Annotated in this window: 14 protein-coding genes; 8 read left to right on the top strand and 6 right to left on the bottom strand. The window is 64.0% G+C overall.

Translation table 11 applies throughout. The annotated features are described in order from the left end of the window. Positions 1-5 precede the first annotated feature (5 nt). Together CUR21_RS00870 and CUR21_RS00865 are read right to left on the bottom strand one after the other, a co-directional pair. Positions 6-437 (bottom strand): DUF1178 family protein, encoded by a 432-nt coding sequence (locus CUR21_RS00870; RefSeq protein WP_100195125.1) that lies wholly within the window; start codon positions 435-437, stop codon positions 6-8. 61 nt (positions 438-498) lie between these two features. Further along, positions 499-996 carry an NUDIX hydrolase gene (locus CUR21_RS00865; protein WP_100195124.1) on the bottom strand — a complete coding sequence of 166 codons (498 nt, stop codon included), beginning with the start codon at positions 994-996 and terminating at the stop codon, positions 499-501. 272 nt (positions 997-1,268) lie between these two features. On the opposite strand from CUR21_RS00865, the gene CUR21_RS00860 reads away from it, so the two are divergent. The 4 genes from CUR21_RS00860 to CUR21_RS00845 all read left to right on the top strand — a co-directional run bounded on the left by CUR21_RS00860 (position 1,269) and on the right by CUR21_RS00845 (position 4,771). Then, on the top strand, positions 1,269-1,808 hold the full coding sequence (locus tag CUR21_RS00860; RefSeq protein ID WP_100195123.1) for a glutathione peroxidase: 540 nt from the start codon (positions 1,269-1,271) through the stop codon (positions 1,806-1,808). Then, complete coding sequence (locus CUR21_RS00855; protein ID WP_100195122.1) at positions 1,805-2,920, top strand: acetoin utilization protein AcuC; 1,116 nt, start codon at positions 1,805-1,807, stop codon at positions 2,918-2,920. The genes CUR21_RS00860 and CUR21_RS00855 overlap by 4 nt, the downstream gene beginning before the upstream one ends. Before the next feature lie 61 nt (positions 2,921-2,981). After that, positions 2,982-4,010, top strand: coding sequence for an N-acetylneuraminate synthase family protein (locus CUR21_RS00850; protein WP_100195121.1), 1,029 nt, complete (start codon positions 2,982-2,984; stop codon positions 4,008-4,010). Continuing rightward, complete coding sequence (locus CUR21_RS00845) at positions 4,007-4,771, top strand: glycosyltransferase family 25 protein (protein ID WP_232622634.1); 765 nt, start codon at positions 4,007-4,009, stop codon at positions 4,769-4,771. Before CUR21_RS00850 ends, CUR21_RS00845 begins: the two co-directional genes overlap by 4 nt. 9 nt (positions 4,772-4,780) lie before the next feature. Here CUR21_RS00845 and CUR21_RS00840 read toward each other — a convergent pair whose 3' ends face one another. Next, a complete protein-coding gene (locus CUR21_RS00840) occupies positions 4,781-5,590 on the bottom strand; it encodes a glycosyltransferase family 2 protein (RefSeq protein WP_157791909.1) in 810 nt (269 codons plus the stop codon). A gap of 466 nt (positions 5,591-6,056) precedes the next feature. Here CUR21_RS00840 and CUR21_RS00835 point away from each other — a divergent pair, with 466 nt between their 5' ends. Genes CUR21_RS00835 through CUR21_RS00820 form a run of 4 tightly spaced genes read left to right on the top strand, consistent with a single transcriptional unit; the run spans position 6,057 to position 10,945 of the window. Next, positions 6,057-7,220: a rhamnan synthesis F family protein gene (locus tag CUR21_RS00835; RefSeq protein ID WP_100195119.1), complete on the top strand. Its 1,164-nt coding sequence runs from the start codon at positions 6,057-6,059 to the stop codon at positions 7,218-7,220. Further along, complete coding sequence (gene neuC, locus CUR21_RS00830; protein WP_100195118.1) at positions 7,217-8,344, top strand: UDP-N-acetylglucosamine 2-epimerase; 1,128 nt, start codon at positions 7,217-7,219, stop codon at positions 8,342-8,344. The genes CUR21_RS00835 and neuC overlap by 4 nt, the downstream gene beginning before the upstream one ends. Further along, complete coding sequence (locus CUR21_RS00825) at positions 8,337-9,605, top strand: 3-deoxy-D-manno-octulosonic acid transferase (RefSeq protein ID WP_100195117.1); 1,269 nt, start codon at positions 8,337-8,339, stop codon at positions 9,603-9,605. The genes neuC and CUR21_RS00825 overlap by 8 nt, the downstream gene beginning before the upstream one ends. Then, positions 9,602-10,945 carry a 3-deoxy-D-manno-octulosonic acid transferase gene (locus CUR21_RS00820; protein ID WP_100195116.1) on the top strand — a complete coding sequence of 448 codons (1,344 nt, stop codon included), beginning with the start codon at positions 9,602-9,604 and terminating at the stop codon, positions 10,943-10,945. The genes CUR21_RS00825 and CUR21_RS00820 overlap by 4 nt, the downstream gene beginning before the upstream one ends. Here the strand turns inward: CUR21_RS00820 and CUR21_RS00815 are convergent. Genes CUR21_RS00815 through metG form a run of 3 tightly spaced genes read right to left on the bottom strand, consistent with a single transcriptional unit; the run spans position 10,932 to position 14,247 of the window. Beyond that, a complete protein-coding gene (locus CUR21_RS00815) occupies positions 10,932-11,642 on the bottom strand; it encodes a cytidylyltransferase domain-containing protein (protein ID WP_100195115.1) in 711 nt (236 codons plus the stop codon). The genes CUR21_RS00820 and CUR21_RS00815 overlap by 14 nt on opposite strands. Then, positions 11,639-12,562 (bottom strand): hypothetical protein, encoded by a 924-nt coding sequence (locus CUR21_RS18510; RefSeq protein WP_157791908.1) that lies wholly within the window; start codon positions 12,560-12,562, stop codon positions 11,639-11,641. Before CUR21_RS18510 ends, CUR21_RS00815 begins: the two co-directional genes overlap by 4 nt. Next, positions 12,529-14,247, bottom strand: a complete 1,719-nt coding sequence (gene metG, locus CUR21_RS00805; RefSeq protein WP_100195114.1) for a methionine--tRNA ligase — start codon at positions 14,245-14,247, stop codon at positions 12,529-12,531. The genes CUR21_RS18510 and metG overlap by 34 nt, the downstream gene beginning before the upstream one ends. Positions 14,248-14,316: the final 69 nt, after the last annotated feature.

Genomic DNA, 14,316 nt, shown 5'->3' with positions numbered 1-14,316 from the left:
CCTGGTCAGTTTGCCTTGCGGCGCGGCAGGAACGGCAGGGGGGCGACGGGCACGCCATCCTCAATCAGCTTGCGCGCCTCTTCCGGGCGCGCCTCGCCATAGATGGCGCGTTCGGGGGCGGCGCCGTCATGCATGGCGCGCGCCTCGGCGGCAAAGTTCATCCCGACATATTCCGAATTCGCCTCGACCTGCGCGCGCAAGGCCGCCAGCGCTTTTTCCTTTTCGGATTGCGGCTGTGACAGCGGGGCCGGGGCTCCTTGTGCCGCTTTGCGGGCCGGGCGCACCGCAGGCGCCATCAACAGCTTGTCCACCTCTGCCGATCCACAGACGGCACAGCTGACATGCCCGGCCTTGCGCAAGGCGTCGTAGGCTTCAGCCGATTGAAACCAGCTTTCAAACTCATGGGCTTGGGCGCATTTCAGGCTGTAGCGGATCATCGGCAAACCATGGATCGGGGCGGTGTCTTCAGCGACAGAGCTAACGATCGCCCGGTCAAATTCAAGTCGCCTTCTCTTGTGCTGGCCGCTGCGACAGGTTTTGTCCGTCAAGGCACAGTCCGGCAAGCAGGCTGCGCAACTCTGGTTCGGCCACCTTGCGCGCCGCCTTGCGCGCGTCAAACCACTTGCGCCGCCGCTCTTTGCGCTCGGGGAATTTTTCGGCCAAGGCGCTGACGCGCAGCGCATACACGCTTACGTCGCAGGGCAGCGGCGCCTTGGCGGCGCGTTGCTTGTCATAGCCATAACGGCCGATGGGTTCATCTGTTTCGAGCGCGCCTTGCACGCCGGCCTCTTCCCAAGCCTCGGTGGCCGCGGCCTCTGCGGCGGTCTTGCCGACCATCGGCCACCCCTTGGGCACGATCCAGCGGCCGGTGTCGCGGCTGGTGATCAACAGCACCTGCACGCGCCCGCGATGCATCCGCCAACACAGGGCGGCAATCTGGCTGCCGCTTTTCTTGGCGGGGCTCGGGTGGAACTGCTCTGGCGCTGTCTGTTTCATGGCGTGTTTTTCTTGGTCTGGGCCTGCCTCATGCCTGCGTCTGATTTTTCGGATACGCGGACTTCGGAAAAAAATCCTTGCATCGGACCATTGCGCGGCTGTGCAATCCTATATTGAGGCTCTTGCACAGCTTGTCACCCCCTCTTGCACTGAAACTTTTCCTGCGCCCGCCTCGCTGGCGGCCTCCCGCGCATTTTTTGCGCAGGCTGTTTTGCCCCTTTGACGCAAGGACAAGAAAGACTATCTGCGCCGTAGAGAAGGGGAGGGGTTTCATGCGCCGTCGGACGTTTCTTGCCTGCTTTGGAGCGGCGCTCGCCTTGCAGGCGGGCGGTGCAGGGGCCGCGGCCGAGGCGCCGCGCTTCACCTTTGCCTCGATCGATGGCGGCCAGATCGCGCTCGAAACCTGGCGTGGGCGTCCGGTGCTGGTGGTCAATACCGCATCGCTTTGCGGATTTGCCGGGCAGTTTGATGACCTGCAAGCCTTGCATGACCGCTACGGCCCGCGCGGCCTTCTGGTCTTGGCGGTGCCTTCGGATGATTTCAACCAAGAACTGGCCGATGCGCAGGCCGTGAAAGAGTTCTGCGCGTTGCGCTTTGACCTGACCCTTGCGATGACCGACATCACCCATGTCCGCGGTCCAAAGGCGCATCCTTTTTATCAGTGGCTCGCGCTGGAAGAGGGTTTCACGCCCGGCTGGAATTTCAACAAGGTGCTGCTCGGCCCCGAGGGGGAGGTGGTGGGCACCTGGGGCGCCGCGGTCAAGCCGACCTCCGCCGTCATCACCCGTCAGATCGAGCCGCTGTTGCCGTGACCTTGCCGATCTTTGTCGGCTCCGCCGTCTATCGCGGCTCGTCCTATGGCGCCACGCATCCGTTGCGCGTGCCGCGTGTCTCCACGGTGATGGATCTGGGGCATGCGCTGGGCTGGCTGCCGCCCGCGCAATATCGCACCAGCCCGCGTGCCAAGCCTGCCGCCCTCATTCACTGGCACACGCCCGCCTATATCGCGGCCCTGCAAGCTGCCGAAGCGCAGGGGACGGTGTCGCCCGAAGTGCAGGCGCGTCACCATCTGGGCACGCTGTCAAACCCGATCTTCCCCGAGATCTATGCCCGCCCCGCCACCGGGGCCGGGGGGGTGATGCTGGCGGCCGAGCTTCTGGCCAGCGGCACGCCCGCGGTGCATGTGCCGGGCGGCGGCACCCATCACGGCCTGCCGGACCGGGCCAATGGCTTTTGCTACCTCAACGACCCCGTGCTGGCGATCCTTGCCTTGCGGCGCGCGGGCTTTGCCCGCATCGCCTATGTCGACATTGACGCCCATCATTGCGACGGCGTCCAGCACGGCTTTGCGGGCGATCCCGAAACCCTGCTGGTCTCCACCCATGAAGAAGGGCGCTGGCCCTTTACCGGCGCGCTGAGCGATGATGGCGGCGGCAATTGCGTGAACCTGCCGCTCCCGCGCGGGCTGAACGATACCGAAATGCGCGCGGTGCTGCATCAGGTGATCCTGCCGCATGTGCAGGCGCATCGGCCCGATGTCATCCTGCTTCAGGCCGGGGCGGATTCGCTCGAGGAAGATCCGCTTGCCCGCCTGTCGCTCTCGAACCGCGCCTATATCGAGGTGCTGCGGGCGTTGCGCCCCCTTGCCCCGCGCCTGCTGCTGCTGGGGGGCGGCGGCTATAACCCGTGGAGCGTGGGACGCTGCTGGACCGCGCTTTGGGCCACGCTTGCGGGGTATGAGATCCCCGATACCCTGCCAGACGCGGCGCAGGCCATCTTCCGCGCGCTGTCTTGGGGCGGCGGTGGCCGCCCGCCGCCCGCCCCCCATCTGCTCACCACGCTTCTCGATCCGCCGCGCGAGGGCCCCTTGCGCGATGACCTGCGGCCAAGGATCGCCCATCTGGCGGCGCGCTTGCGGGCATAGGGCTTCCCTTGCGCGGGTGAGGGGGGTAGATCAGGGCAAACCCTTTGCAAGGACCGCCCCCATGAAAATCGGCACTCGTGAGATTGGCCCCCACCACCCGCCGCTGGTCATCGCCGAAATCGGCATCAACCATGGCGGCAGCCTCGACGTCGCCAAAGAGATGGTGCGCCTCGCCGCCGGGGCAGGCTGCGAGATGATCAAGCACCAGACCCATATCCTTGAAGACGAGATGACAGACGAGGCGAAGTCGATCTTTCCGCCCAATGCCGATGTCTCGATCTGGCATGTGATGGAGCGTTGCGCGCTCAGCCTCGAGGACGAGGCCGAACTCAAGCGCTACACCGAATCCCTTGGCATGATCTGGATTTCCACGCCGTTTTCGCGCGCCGCCGCCGATTACCTCGAAAGCCTCGACGTGCCCGCCTATAAGATCGGCAGCGGCGAGGCGGATAACCTGCCGCTCATTCGCCACATCGCGCGCAAGGGCAAGCCGGTGATCCTGTCCACCGGAATGCAGACGATCGAAACCCTGCGTGCCAGCGTGGCCATTCTGGATGCGGCGGGGGTGGATTATGCGCTGCTGGAATGCACCAACCTGTATCCCAGCCCGCCCGAAATCGTGTCCTTGCGCGGCGTGACAGAGCTGCGCAGCGCCTTTCCGAAGGCGGTGGTGGGCTTTTCCGACCATTCCATCGGCCCCGAGATGGCGCTGGCCAGCGTGGCGCTGGGCGCCTGCATTCTCGAGCGTCACTACACCGACACCCGCTATCGCAAAGGCCCCGACATCATCAACTCGATGGACCCGTCGGAACTGCGCCACCTGATTGACCGCGCGCGTGAGATCTGGATTGCCGCCAACAACCCCAAGCAACGCTCCGCCCCCGAGGAAGACGTCTACCGCTTCGCCCGCGCCTCTGTGGTGGCCGACGCCGACCTGCCCGAAGGCCATGTGATCCGCGAACAAGACATCTGGGCCCGCCGCCCCGGCTCGGGCGAGATCGCGGGCTATGACTTCGACAAAGTGCTCGGCAAACGCCTGACCCGCAGCGTAACGCGCAACACGCAGTTGAAGTGGAGCGACCTCGCGTGAGTGACGGTCTGCGCCTGCCGATCTGGATGATCAACCTTGATCGTGCCACCGAGCGTCGTGCCAAGATGGAGGCGCAGTTTGAAGCGATGGGCCTCACCGTCACGCGCGTTCCGGCCATTGATGGAAAGGCCGAGGCCGCGCGCCTTGCGCCCATGGCCGATATGCCCGGTTTCGCCAAGCTGATGGGCCGTCCGCCGCTGTCGGCGGAATTGGGGTGCTACCTTTCACACCTGGAGGTTTGGCAAAGGCTGGTGGACTCCGGGGCAGAGGTTGGCTTGGTGCTCGAAGATGATGTGGTCTTTCACGACGACTTCCTGCCTGCCATTCGCGCGGCGCTGACTGTCAGCGACCAATGGGATATGCTGAAGCTCAACCGCATCCGTGCCAAAATCCCGGTCCGGCAGGGCAGGGTGGGGAACTGGTCTTTGAACGCCTATCTGGGGCCGGCCACGGGATTTGGCGCCTATCTGCTGAAACGCGATCTTGCCCTGCGACTGCTCCCCGCCATGCTGCCGATCCGGCTCCCCGTCGACTATGAAGCGACGCGCTTTTTCGAACATGATTTTCGCCTGATGGGTCTTGAGCCTTTCCCCAGCCACGTTGATGACGGCGGAACAAGCACCATCACCGGACAAAACTTCGCAGAGGTGACAAAACCGCCCCGCCACAAGCGGCTCGGGAATTATGCCATGCGCGCAGCCAATTACCTGCGCCGTGCCATTTGGCTTGGCAAACACGGGATGCTCTTGCCCTCCCGCTGATCGGTGGGTTCAGGGCAGCCAGATTTTATGCTTGTCTTGATAATAGCGCACACAGGCTGTGTTCAGGGCAATACGGTCCATCCCGTCCACCACCTGCTTGTGAAGCGCGACGCGCTTCACCTCATTGCGCGATCCCCGCACGCGAGGCCCGCCAAATTCAAGCCAGATCGGAACATTGCGCGCCGTAAGATGTCCTGACAGCCAGACATCATCCACCATCCAAAAGGGGTGTGGAATGTCGAAAACATCATCCCCAAAGAAATGCGGGCGCACCATGACGCCGCCCCAGCCTTCCAGAATATCGGTATAACCGCTGGACGTGGCCTTGCGCGATTTCCATGTCCCAAGGCTTGCCGCACGTTTCAGGCGATACATCAAATCCTTCTTGCGCCGATCGTATCGCGGCAACAGCGCCCCACGAAACGGCACATCCGTGCATTCGAACAGATCACTGCCTTCCTCGACGATGCAACAATCAGGGCGCTTGGCCGCCGCCTCCGCAAAGCGCTCCAGCGCTTTGGGGTCATAAATCTTGTCATCATCGCAAAAGAAAATCAGGACATCTTCGTTCCGGTATCTCTGCACTGTGGGAAGAACCTTGGTTGCTGGCCCAAAGTCCTGCGCGACCCGGTTCAGCGTGATCCCCTCCGGCACCACAGGCGGCACCACAGGATTGAAACTGGCCCGCCGATACGCATCCGGAATATGCAGCAAGATCTCGACAGGCTTCACCGTCTGGTTCAAAAAACCCGATAAAACATCGTTGAGGAACGGGAACCGCGGAGGAACCGCAGTAAGCGAGACAACAATCCGTGTCATTTTGACGCTGAATTCCTATGCCGATGGTGGCATCGATATGCATGATCTTGCCGATCGCCACAACCCACCGACATTGCGCCCAAAGCGTTTTGCAGATAGGTGCCACCGACAGCAAAAGCGATCCGCATGACCCGTCACCTCCTTTTCCTTATTGGCCTTGGGGCCAAGCCTGTGACGTCAGGGCTTGGTTTCGCGCGCGTGCAAGTCGCCAGACTGCCAATCGGGACCCGGTTGCGTCGGTTCAGGAAAATGGGTGGGCGTTTAGATGTCAACCAACTGGGACACGTTGCCCCGCACGCCCCTCGCCGCCACCCCCATGGCTGGAGGCAAAGCCTCTGGTGCCGACGGCCCATTTCTATTGCCGGTGGCCCCCGCGCTTTGGCACCCGTAATGCGCAGTGCTGTGCTCCGCGCTGCACTGTGATGTCTAAGTCACTGTATTATTTTGTCATTATTAAGGTAGACGTATGATCCCCCGATGGAAAATTCGACGTGAATTGCTTCGACTGGCGCGTCAGATCACAGGCTTGCCGCGGAAAATCGCCTCGACCCCGTCAAAGATCGCGCAGCGGCGCGAGGTGCTCAATTATCGCCGCGACTTTCACAAGCTGGTCCAACTGACAGAGGGAGAGGTGCCGCTCGGCCAAAAGGTCGTGATTTTCTTGCTTTTTCAACCCAAGTCGATCCCCGGCTCGGTCTTTCTGACGCTCACCTACCTCTTGAAAAGCGGTTATACCCCCCTGATCGTGATCAACGGCAAGGTTCCGCAGGGCAGCGAAAGCCAATTGCGCCGCTATGCTTGGCTCCTCTTGCAGCGTCCAAACTTTGGCTACGATTTCGGCGGCTATCAAGACGGTATCAGACTCCTGCAAGAACGTGGGATCGACCCCGAGCGCTTGATCATCATGAATGACAGCGTGTGGTTCCCGATGTCAGGCGATCCGATCCAGACGGTGGAAGCCCATCTTGATGAGCATCGTCTTGATGCAGCAGGCCTGAACCAGGATGAAAAGATCCGCTATCAGCCGGACGGGTCGGTAAAATACGAATTGCGGCACATAGAGTCCTACTTCTATTTGTTCTCATCAGAGTTTTGGAAATCTGATCTGTTTCGCAGCTTCTGGCGACAGTATCGCATGTCGAGCGACAAGAGCTATACGATCAAAAATGGCGAAATCGGGTTTTCGGCTTATGCAATGGCACGAGGGGCAAAGTTTTCGGGCTTGCTTCGCAGGTCGCTCTTTCTCGAAAGGATCGAAAGCTGCCCGTCCGATTTTTTGCGTCTCGTCCTCAACTATGGCGCTTATGCGGATGCAAATTATGCACGTGAAGCCCAAGCGCTGCTTGCAAGCTATGAGGAAAGCGATGTCTGGCGTCAGCGCGCTTTGGCGCATCTGCGAAATGTCGCCTTGCGGCGTCCGTTCAACACCAGTTTTTGTCTGGCTTGGCATCAGCTCTTTGGCATGACGTATTTGAAAAAGAACTCGCAGACCTATTTCCACGATATGCGCAACAAGTATCTTCTTGCGATCGAAGATGGCCACATCGCTTCGCCTGATCCTATACTCCACGCCGAAGTGAAGGCGCTTGTCGCCTCCCATGATCCCAGAACTGCAGAGCGTACATTGTGACCCGCCATCTCCTCTTCCTCACCGGCACCCGCGCCGATTTCGGCAAGCTTGAACCTCTCGCGGCTGCCGCGCGCGATGCGGGGCATGCGGTGACCTTTTTCGTCACCGGCATGCATATGATGGAGCGTTATGGCCTGACCAAGCTTGAGGTGCAGCGGATGCCGGGCGTGCGGGTGCATGAATTCCTCAACCAGCGTCCCGGGGATGGGCAGGATGTCGTGCTGGCCAAGACCGTGGTCGGCTTTTCCGACTTCATCACCGAACACAAGCCCGATCTGATCGTGCTGCACGGCGACCGGATCGAGGCGCTGGCAGGCGCGCTTGTCGCCGCCACCAACTACATCCCTTCCGCCCATATCGAAGGCGGCGAGGTGTCGGGCACCATCGATGAGGTGTTCCGCCATTGCAACACCAAGCTTGCCACCCATCACTTCGTGTCGTCACAGGCCGCCGCCCGCCGGGTGATGACGCTGGGCGAACCGCCCGAGACCATCCATGTCATCGGCTCGCCCGAGCTGGATTTCCACGCCAGCCCCTCGGGCGTCAGCCTTGCCGAGGTGCGGGCGCGCTATGACATTCCCTTCGACGATTACGGCATCGCGGTCTTTCATCCCGTCACCAGCGAACAGGCGAGCATGGGCGCGCAGGCAGAGGCGCTTTTCGGTGCGCTCAATGCCTCGGGGCGCAACTTCGTGGTGATCGCCCCCAACAACGACCCCGGCTCGGATCAGATCTTCGCGGTGCTGGCTGGCCTGCCGAAAGACCGCTTCCGTCTGATCCCTTCCATGCGTTTCGCGCATTTCTCGGAACTGATGAAACATGCCGCCTGCATGGTGGGCAACTCCAGCGCGGGCGTGCGCGAGGCGCCGTTCCTCGGTCTGCCCTCGCTCGATGTCGGCACCCGCCAGACAAACCGGGCAATGGCGGCCTCTGTCGCCTTCGCCGCCGCCGGTGATGGGGCCGCGGTGGCGCGGTTTCTGGCCGACCATTGGGGTCGACGCACCGCCCGCGACAGCGGCTTTGGCGAGGGCAGGGCGGCCGACCGCTTCGCCCAAACCTTGGCCGATCCCGCCTTCTGGGCCCAGGGCCTGCAAAAGGCCTTCCGCGATCAAGACCATGGCTGAACCCGTTCCCATGGGCCTTGCCTTGCGTGCCTATCTGGCCGCCAGCCCGCTGATTGCGCTGGCAGGGCCCTTGGTGCTGCGCCGCCGCCTCGCGCGCGGGAAGGAAGATCCGGCCCGCGTCGCCGAAAAGCGCGGCCATCCCAGCGCGCCCCGACCGCCGGGACAGCTGATCTGGCTGCATGCGGTGGGCTTGGGCGAGGTGCTGGCCTTGCGCGGCCTGATCACGGCGCTCGCCCGCGCCGAACCCGAGCTGCACTTTCTCATCACCTCTTCGGCACGCTCTTCGGCGCAGGTGATCGCCAGCAACCTGCCGCCGCGCACCCGCCACCAATTCCTGCCGCTGGACGCGCCGCGCTACCTTGCCCGCTTTCTCGATCATTGGCAGCCCGCTCTCTCGATCTGGGCCGAGCAAGAGCTCTGGCCCGGTGCGGTGGTGGCCGCCCATGCGCGGGGGGTGCCCTTGGCGCTGGTCAACGCCCGGATGACCGACGCAGGCTTTGCCCGCCGCGCCAAGGCGGGCGGCCTTTATGGCGATCTCTTGGCCCGCTTCGCCCGCATCACCGCGCAAGATGCGCGCAGCGCCGCGCACCTGCGGGCCTTGGGCGGCGACGGCGTCTGGGTCAGCGGCTCGCTCAAATCCGCCGCGCCGCCGCTCGCCGCCGATCCGGCCACGCTGGCCGCGGCAAAGGCCGCCGTGCAAGGCCGCCGCGTCTGGGTGGCCGCCTCGACCCATCCCGGCGACGAGACGCAGGCACTGGCCGCCCAAGCCGCGCTCTGGGCGCAAGACCCGCGCTGGCTCCTCATCCTTGCCCCACGCGATGCCGCCCGCGCAGGCGCCATTGCCGCTCGCCTGACCGATGCACGCCTGCCCTTCGCCCGCCGCAGCCTTGGCCGGGTGCCCGCGTCCGGAGATGCGGTCTGGCTGGCCGACACCTATGGCGAGCTTGGTCTGTGGTATCGTCTTGCGGAAGCCGCGCTGATCGGCGGCGGGTTCGACAGCATCGGCGGCCATAACCCATGGGAGGCTGCCCATCTGGGCGCAGCCATCCTGCATGGCCCCGATGTCGCGAATTTCATCGCCGATTACAAAGCCCTGCAAGACGAAGCGGCGGCCATCGCCGTCGCGCCGGGCGCTTTGACGGCAGCCTTGCAACAGCCCGACCTGCACCATAGGGCCGCGCGCGCGCAGGCCATCGTGACCCGCGCCGCCGATGCACTCGACCCGCTGGCCGCCGATCTGCTCAGGCTGGTGCGCCCATGATTCGGGCCTTTCTCCTTGTGTGGTCGGCGCTCTGGACACTGGGCCTGCCACTCCTCCTCGCCTATCTGTGGAAGCGCGGCCGCAAGGACCCTGCCTATACCTCCCATCTGGCCGAGCGTTTCGGCCGCCACCGTCCGTCGCCGAATTTTCGCAGAAAATTCGTGCCCGGACGCGCCATCTGGGTCCATGCCGTCTCGCTGGGCGAGTTGCGCTCTGCCGTGCCGCTGATCCGCGCGCTGCTCGACAGCGGCAGCCAAGTCGTCACCACCCATTTCACCCCCGCGGGCCGGGCCGAGGCGCATCGCATTTTCGCCGAAGACATCGCTGAAGGCCGACTCACCGCCGTCTGGGTGCCGTTTGAAACCGCTTGGGCCTACCGCGGCTTTTTCCGCAGCTTCCGCCCCGCCTATGGTCTGGTGATGGAAATCGAGATCTGGCCGCGCATGGTCGCCGCCGCCCGTGCGCAGAAGGTGCCGCTCTTCATGTGCAACGCGCAATATCCCCGCCGCGCCCTCGCACGTGACAGTGGCGGTCTGCGCTTGCGGCAAAAGGTGATGCAGGGCTTTGCCGGGGCGCTGGTGAAATCGGATCTGCAGGCGCAGCGCTTTGCCGCGGTGGGCGTGCGCAACATCGCCGTCACCGGCGAATTGCGCTTTGACCAACCGGTGCCGCCTGCGCTGGTGGCGGCAGGGCAGGCGGCCCGGCCATGGCTCGGCGCCAGCGCCCGCCGCGTCCTCACCATCGCCTCCGCCATCGAAGGCGAGGATGCCACCTATCTCCACGCCATCCACGCCTTGCGCGCCGATCACGCCGCGCGGGGCCTGCCGATGCCGCTCTTCGTCTACGTGCCCCGCCGCCCCGAGCGGTTCGATGCGGTCGCACAGATCCTCGCCGCCGAAGGCCTCAGCCTCCTGCGGCGCTCCAGCCTTGGCCCCGCGTTTGACCCCGCCGTCTGGGGCGCGTCCCCCGTCCTCTCGCCCGACATCTTCTATGGCGACTCCTTGGGCGAGATGTATGGCTACCTTGCCCTCGCCGATCAGGTCATCGTCGGCGGCGGCTTCAACCCCAAGGGCGCGCATAACATTTCCGAAGCCTTGGTGCTGGGCAAGCCGGTGCTGACCGGTCCGCACACCCACACCATCGAATATCCCTTCGCCGAGGCCGAGGCGGCGGGTGTGGCCGCCTCCGTCCCCGATGCCGCCGCCCTTGCCGCCGCCCTCATCGCCGATGCCGCCACCGATCCGGCCCGCATCGCCGCCTTCACCGCCGCGCATTCCAATGCCACCGCCAAAACCATGGCCGCGATCCCGCAGCTTCTGGCGGCGATCAGACCTTCCTGACCCCCGCCGCCAGCTGCTCGCTCAACAGGAACTCGACCAGCCGGAAATCGTAAGGCGTGTCAATGTCATGGCAGCGCTCCGAAGGCAGCACGAAGGGCAGCACGCGCCCCTCATAGATGGTTTTTGCCCGCCGCAGATAGGCGGGATCAACCACATAGACGACGCCGACATGCTCATAAACCACCGGCGCATCCTGCCGCGCCCAAACCCCGCCGGGCAGCGGCTTTGACACCTGCAAGGCGCCTGTGGCATCCGGTTCCACCAGATTGAAATAGGGGTTCTTGCGCGCCTCGCAGACGCTCATCACCATATCGGGGGCTTCGCTTGCGAACCGGTCCAGCGCGCCGTCGATATCCTCGGGCACCCGCAAGGGCGAGGTGCAGTCCAGATCCAGAAAGGCCGAAACCGGCCCGCAGATCGCCTCGGATGCCGCCAGCGCGTGCTGCCACACGCCCCATTTGGGCGCGGTATCGGTGGCCAGTTCCGGCGGGCGCAGACCAATGGCCAGCGCGCCGCGCGCCACGGCATGGGCGTAAATGGCCGGATCATCGGTCGACACCACCACCGCGCCCACGCGCGGATTGGCAAACAGCTGGTCCAGCGACCAGTCGATCAGCGGCTTGCCACAGAGCGTGCGAAAGTTCTTGCCCGGCACGCCCTTCGATCCTTTGCGCGCCCCGATATGACCTAGAATCAAGGTGTCCTCCCGCTTGCCTGAAGGGATGTGTAATAGTCCGTCAACCGCGCCTTCACCGGGCCCAAGGCGGCCTCTGACCAGATCAGCCGCCGCCCTTTGCGGTCCACCACCTCGCCACCCTCCGGCAGCGCCAAGAGCGCCTCGCCCTTCACCTCCGCCCCCGGCAGGGTCAGCGCCACCAGCCCCGCCCAGCGACGGCGCACCCAAGGCAGGCGCGCGCGCAGCAGGATCAACCAGCGATAGGGCAGCATGAATTCGGTCGGCAGCTTCACCGCAAGGCGCCGCGGGATCGCCCGCATCTGCGGCTGATGCGCCCAGCTCATGAAGCGCTCATCCGCAATCATCGGACGCAGGCCGTTGAAGCCATGCGCCGCCACCAAAGCCCGGTAGCGCGCCGCGATATGCGCGGTTTCCGCCGGGTGATAGACCACGATCGAGGAATTTCCGCGCGCATATTTGCGCCCCTTGGTCAGCCGGAACACCCCCCGCGCCAAAGCGCCAAAGGGCAGCACCGCGCTTTGCAAGATCGCCACCGTCCGCCGCTCGGTCTGCAAGGCCAAAAGCCGCGTCAGATCCCCCAGCACCACCGTGTCGATATCGATGAACACGGCTGGCAGATCATCCGGCACCACGCCCGCTTCGAACATGCACAGCTTGGTCTGACAGCCCGCGCCGCGCATTTCGGGCGCCATGAAGAAGTCCGGGATCAGCCGCTGCACCACCCCCGGACGCAGCCCCTCGCGCTGGCGGTCGGTGATCAGCACCACGCGCGGCGGGTGGGCGGCATGGCGGCACACGGTGGCAATCAGGTGATTCACCTCTGCCACCGGGTATTTCGTGCCCCACAAGACCAGCACCAGTTGCCAGACCGGAGGCGCGGCCTCTGTCACGTCCGCACCCCGGCAAAGCGCGCCTGCCATTCGGCACGTTCTTCATCGGTGATCTTGCGGAACAGGTTTTCCGGCACGCTGAACGGCTGCCCCGGTTCAAGCACGCGCATCGCGGCGGGCAGATCATCGGGCCATGTCCAATCATCCGACCCCATCGCTTGCATCATCGCGGCGGACGCATCGGGGATAAAGGGCTGCGACAGGATCGCGTAGACCCGGATCAGGTTCAGCGCCAGCCGGATCATCGCCTGCGCCTGCTCGGGGTCGGTTTTCACCACGCTCCACGGTGCCGCGGCCTGCAGGTATTCATTGCCGATCACCCAGATCGCCCGCAACTCGGCCGCCGCCTTGCGCACCTCCATCGCCTGCATCAGCGCCTCATAGTCGCGGATACGCGCGCCCAGATCGGCGATCAGCGCGGTTTCCATCGCGCCAAACTGGCCGCCTGCCGGAACGGTGCTGCCGAACTTCGACGTGGCGAATTTGGTGACGCGGCTCACCAGATTGCCCAGCACATCGGCCAGATCCTTGTTCACCGAGCCTTGGAAATTCTCCCATGTGAACTCGGCATCCGAGGATTCCGGGGCATGAGACAACAGCCACCAGCGCCAGTAATCGGAAGGCAGGATCGACAGCGCCTGATCCATGAACACCCCGCGCCCGCGCGAGGTGCTGAACTGACCGCCGTCATAATTCAGATAGTTGAACGATTTCAGGTAATCGACCAGCTTCCACGGCTCGCCCGAGCCCAGAATGGTGGCGGGGAAGGACAGGGTGTGGAACGGCACGTTGTCCTTGCCCATGAACTGATAATAGGTCACGTCCTCGGCGCCCTTGTCGGTGCGCCACCAGCGCTCCCACGCCGCATCGTCCAGACCATTGGCATCGGCCCATTCGGCGGTGGCGGCGATATATTCGATGGGGGCGTCGAACCAGACATAGAACACCTTGCCTTCCATCCCGGGCCAAGGCTGATCGCCCTTTTTCACCGGAATGCCCCAGTTGAGGTCGCGGGTGATGCCGCGGTCCTGCAAGCCATCGCCATCGTTCAGCCATTTCTTGGCGATCGAGGTGGTCAGCACCGGCCAGTCGGTCTTGGAATCGATCCAAGCCTCCAGCTTGTCGCGCAAGCTGCGCTGCATCAGGTAAAGATGCTTGGTCTCGCGCAGCTCAAGGTTGGTCGAGCCAGAGATGGTAGAGCGGGGGTGGATCAGATCGGTCGGGTCAAGCTGCTTGGTGCAGTTGTCGCATTGGTCGCCCCGCGCCGAGTCATAGCCGCAATTGGGGCAGGTGCCTTCGACATAGCGGTCGGGCAGGAAACGGCCATCATCGACCGAATAGATCATCTTTTCCGACACTTCGCGGATCAGCCCGTTCTCGGCCAGCTTGCCTGCAAAGCGTTGCGTCAGCGCATGGTTGCGCGGGCTGGAGGAGCGGCCGAAATGGTCGAACGACAGGCGGAAGCCACGCGCGATCTCGGCCTGCACGCCATGCATCTCGGCACAGTATTCCGCGACGGGCTTTCCCGCCTTGGCGGCGGCCAGTTCCGCCGGGGTGCCGTGTTCGTCGGTGGCGCAAATGAACATCACCTCATGCCCGCGCGCGCGCATATAGCGGGCGAACAGATCGGCGGGCAGCTGGCTGCCCACCAGATTGCCCAGATGCTTGATCCCGTTGATATAGGGAATGGCCGAGGTGATGAGAATCCGTGCCATGATGCGCCTTTGTCTTGTGGTGGCGTCGGTGTAGCGCAAGCAGCAGCGCCTTGCCAGAGGATGCGCCAA

The organism is Pseudorhodobacter sp. MZDSW-24AT (assembly GCF_002794355.1).
Lineage (GTDB): Bacteria > Pseudomonadota > Alphaproteobacteria > Rhodobacterales > Rhodobacteraceae > Pseudotabrizicola.
This window is presented reverse-complemented; position numbering and strand designations above follow the sequence as displayed.

Excerpts from the sequence above, each read along its gene's own strand:
- CUR21_RS00870 (WP_100195125.1), bottom strand. The coding sequence starts at position 437 with ATGATCCGCTACAGCCTGAAATGCGCCCAAGCCCATGAGTTTGAAAGC.
- CUR21_RS00865 (WP_100195124.1), bottom strand. The coding sequence starts at position 996 with ATGAAACAGACAGCGCCAGAGCAGTTCCACCCGAGCCCCGCCAAGAAA.
- CUR21_RS00860 (WP_100195123.1), top strand. The coding sequence starts at position 1,269 with ATGCGCCGTCGGACGTTTCTTGCCTGCTTTGGAGCGGCGCTCGCCTTG.
- CUR21_RS00850 (WP_100195121.1), top strand. The coding sequence starts at position 2,982 with ATGAAAATCGGCACTCGTGAGATTGGCCCCCACCACCCGCCGCTGGTC.
- CUR21_RS00840 (WP_157791909.1), bottom strand. The coding sequence starts at position 5,590 with ATGACACGGATTGTTGTCTCGCTTACTGCGGTTCCTCCGCGGTTCCCG.
- CUR21_RS00835 (WP_100195119.1), top strand. The coding sequence starts at position 6,057 with ATGATCCCCCGATGGAAAATTCGACGTGAATTGCTTCGACTGGCGCGT.
- CUR21_RS00825 (WP_100195117.1), top strand. The coding sequence starts at position 8,337 with ATGGCTGAACCCGTTCCCATGGGCCTTGCCTTGCGTGCCTATCTGGCC.
- CUR21_RS00820 (WP_100195116.1), top strand. The coding sequence starts at position 9,602 with ATGATTCGGGCCTTTCTCCTTGTGTGGTCGGCGCTCTGGACACTGGGC.
- CUR21_RS18510 (WP_157791908.1), bottom strand. The coding sequence starts at position 12,562 with ATGGCAGGCGCGCTTTGCCGGGGTGCGGACGTGACAGAGGCCGCGCCT.
- metG (WP_100195114.1), bottom strand. The coding sequence starts at position 14,247 with ATGGCACGGATTCTCATCACCTCGGCCATTCCCTATATCAACGGGATC.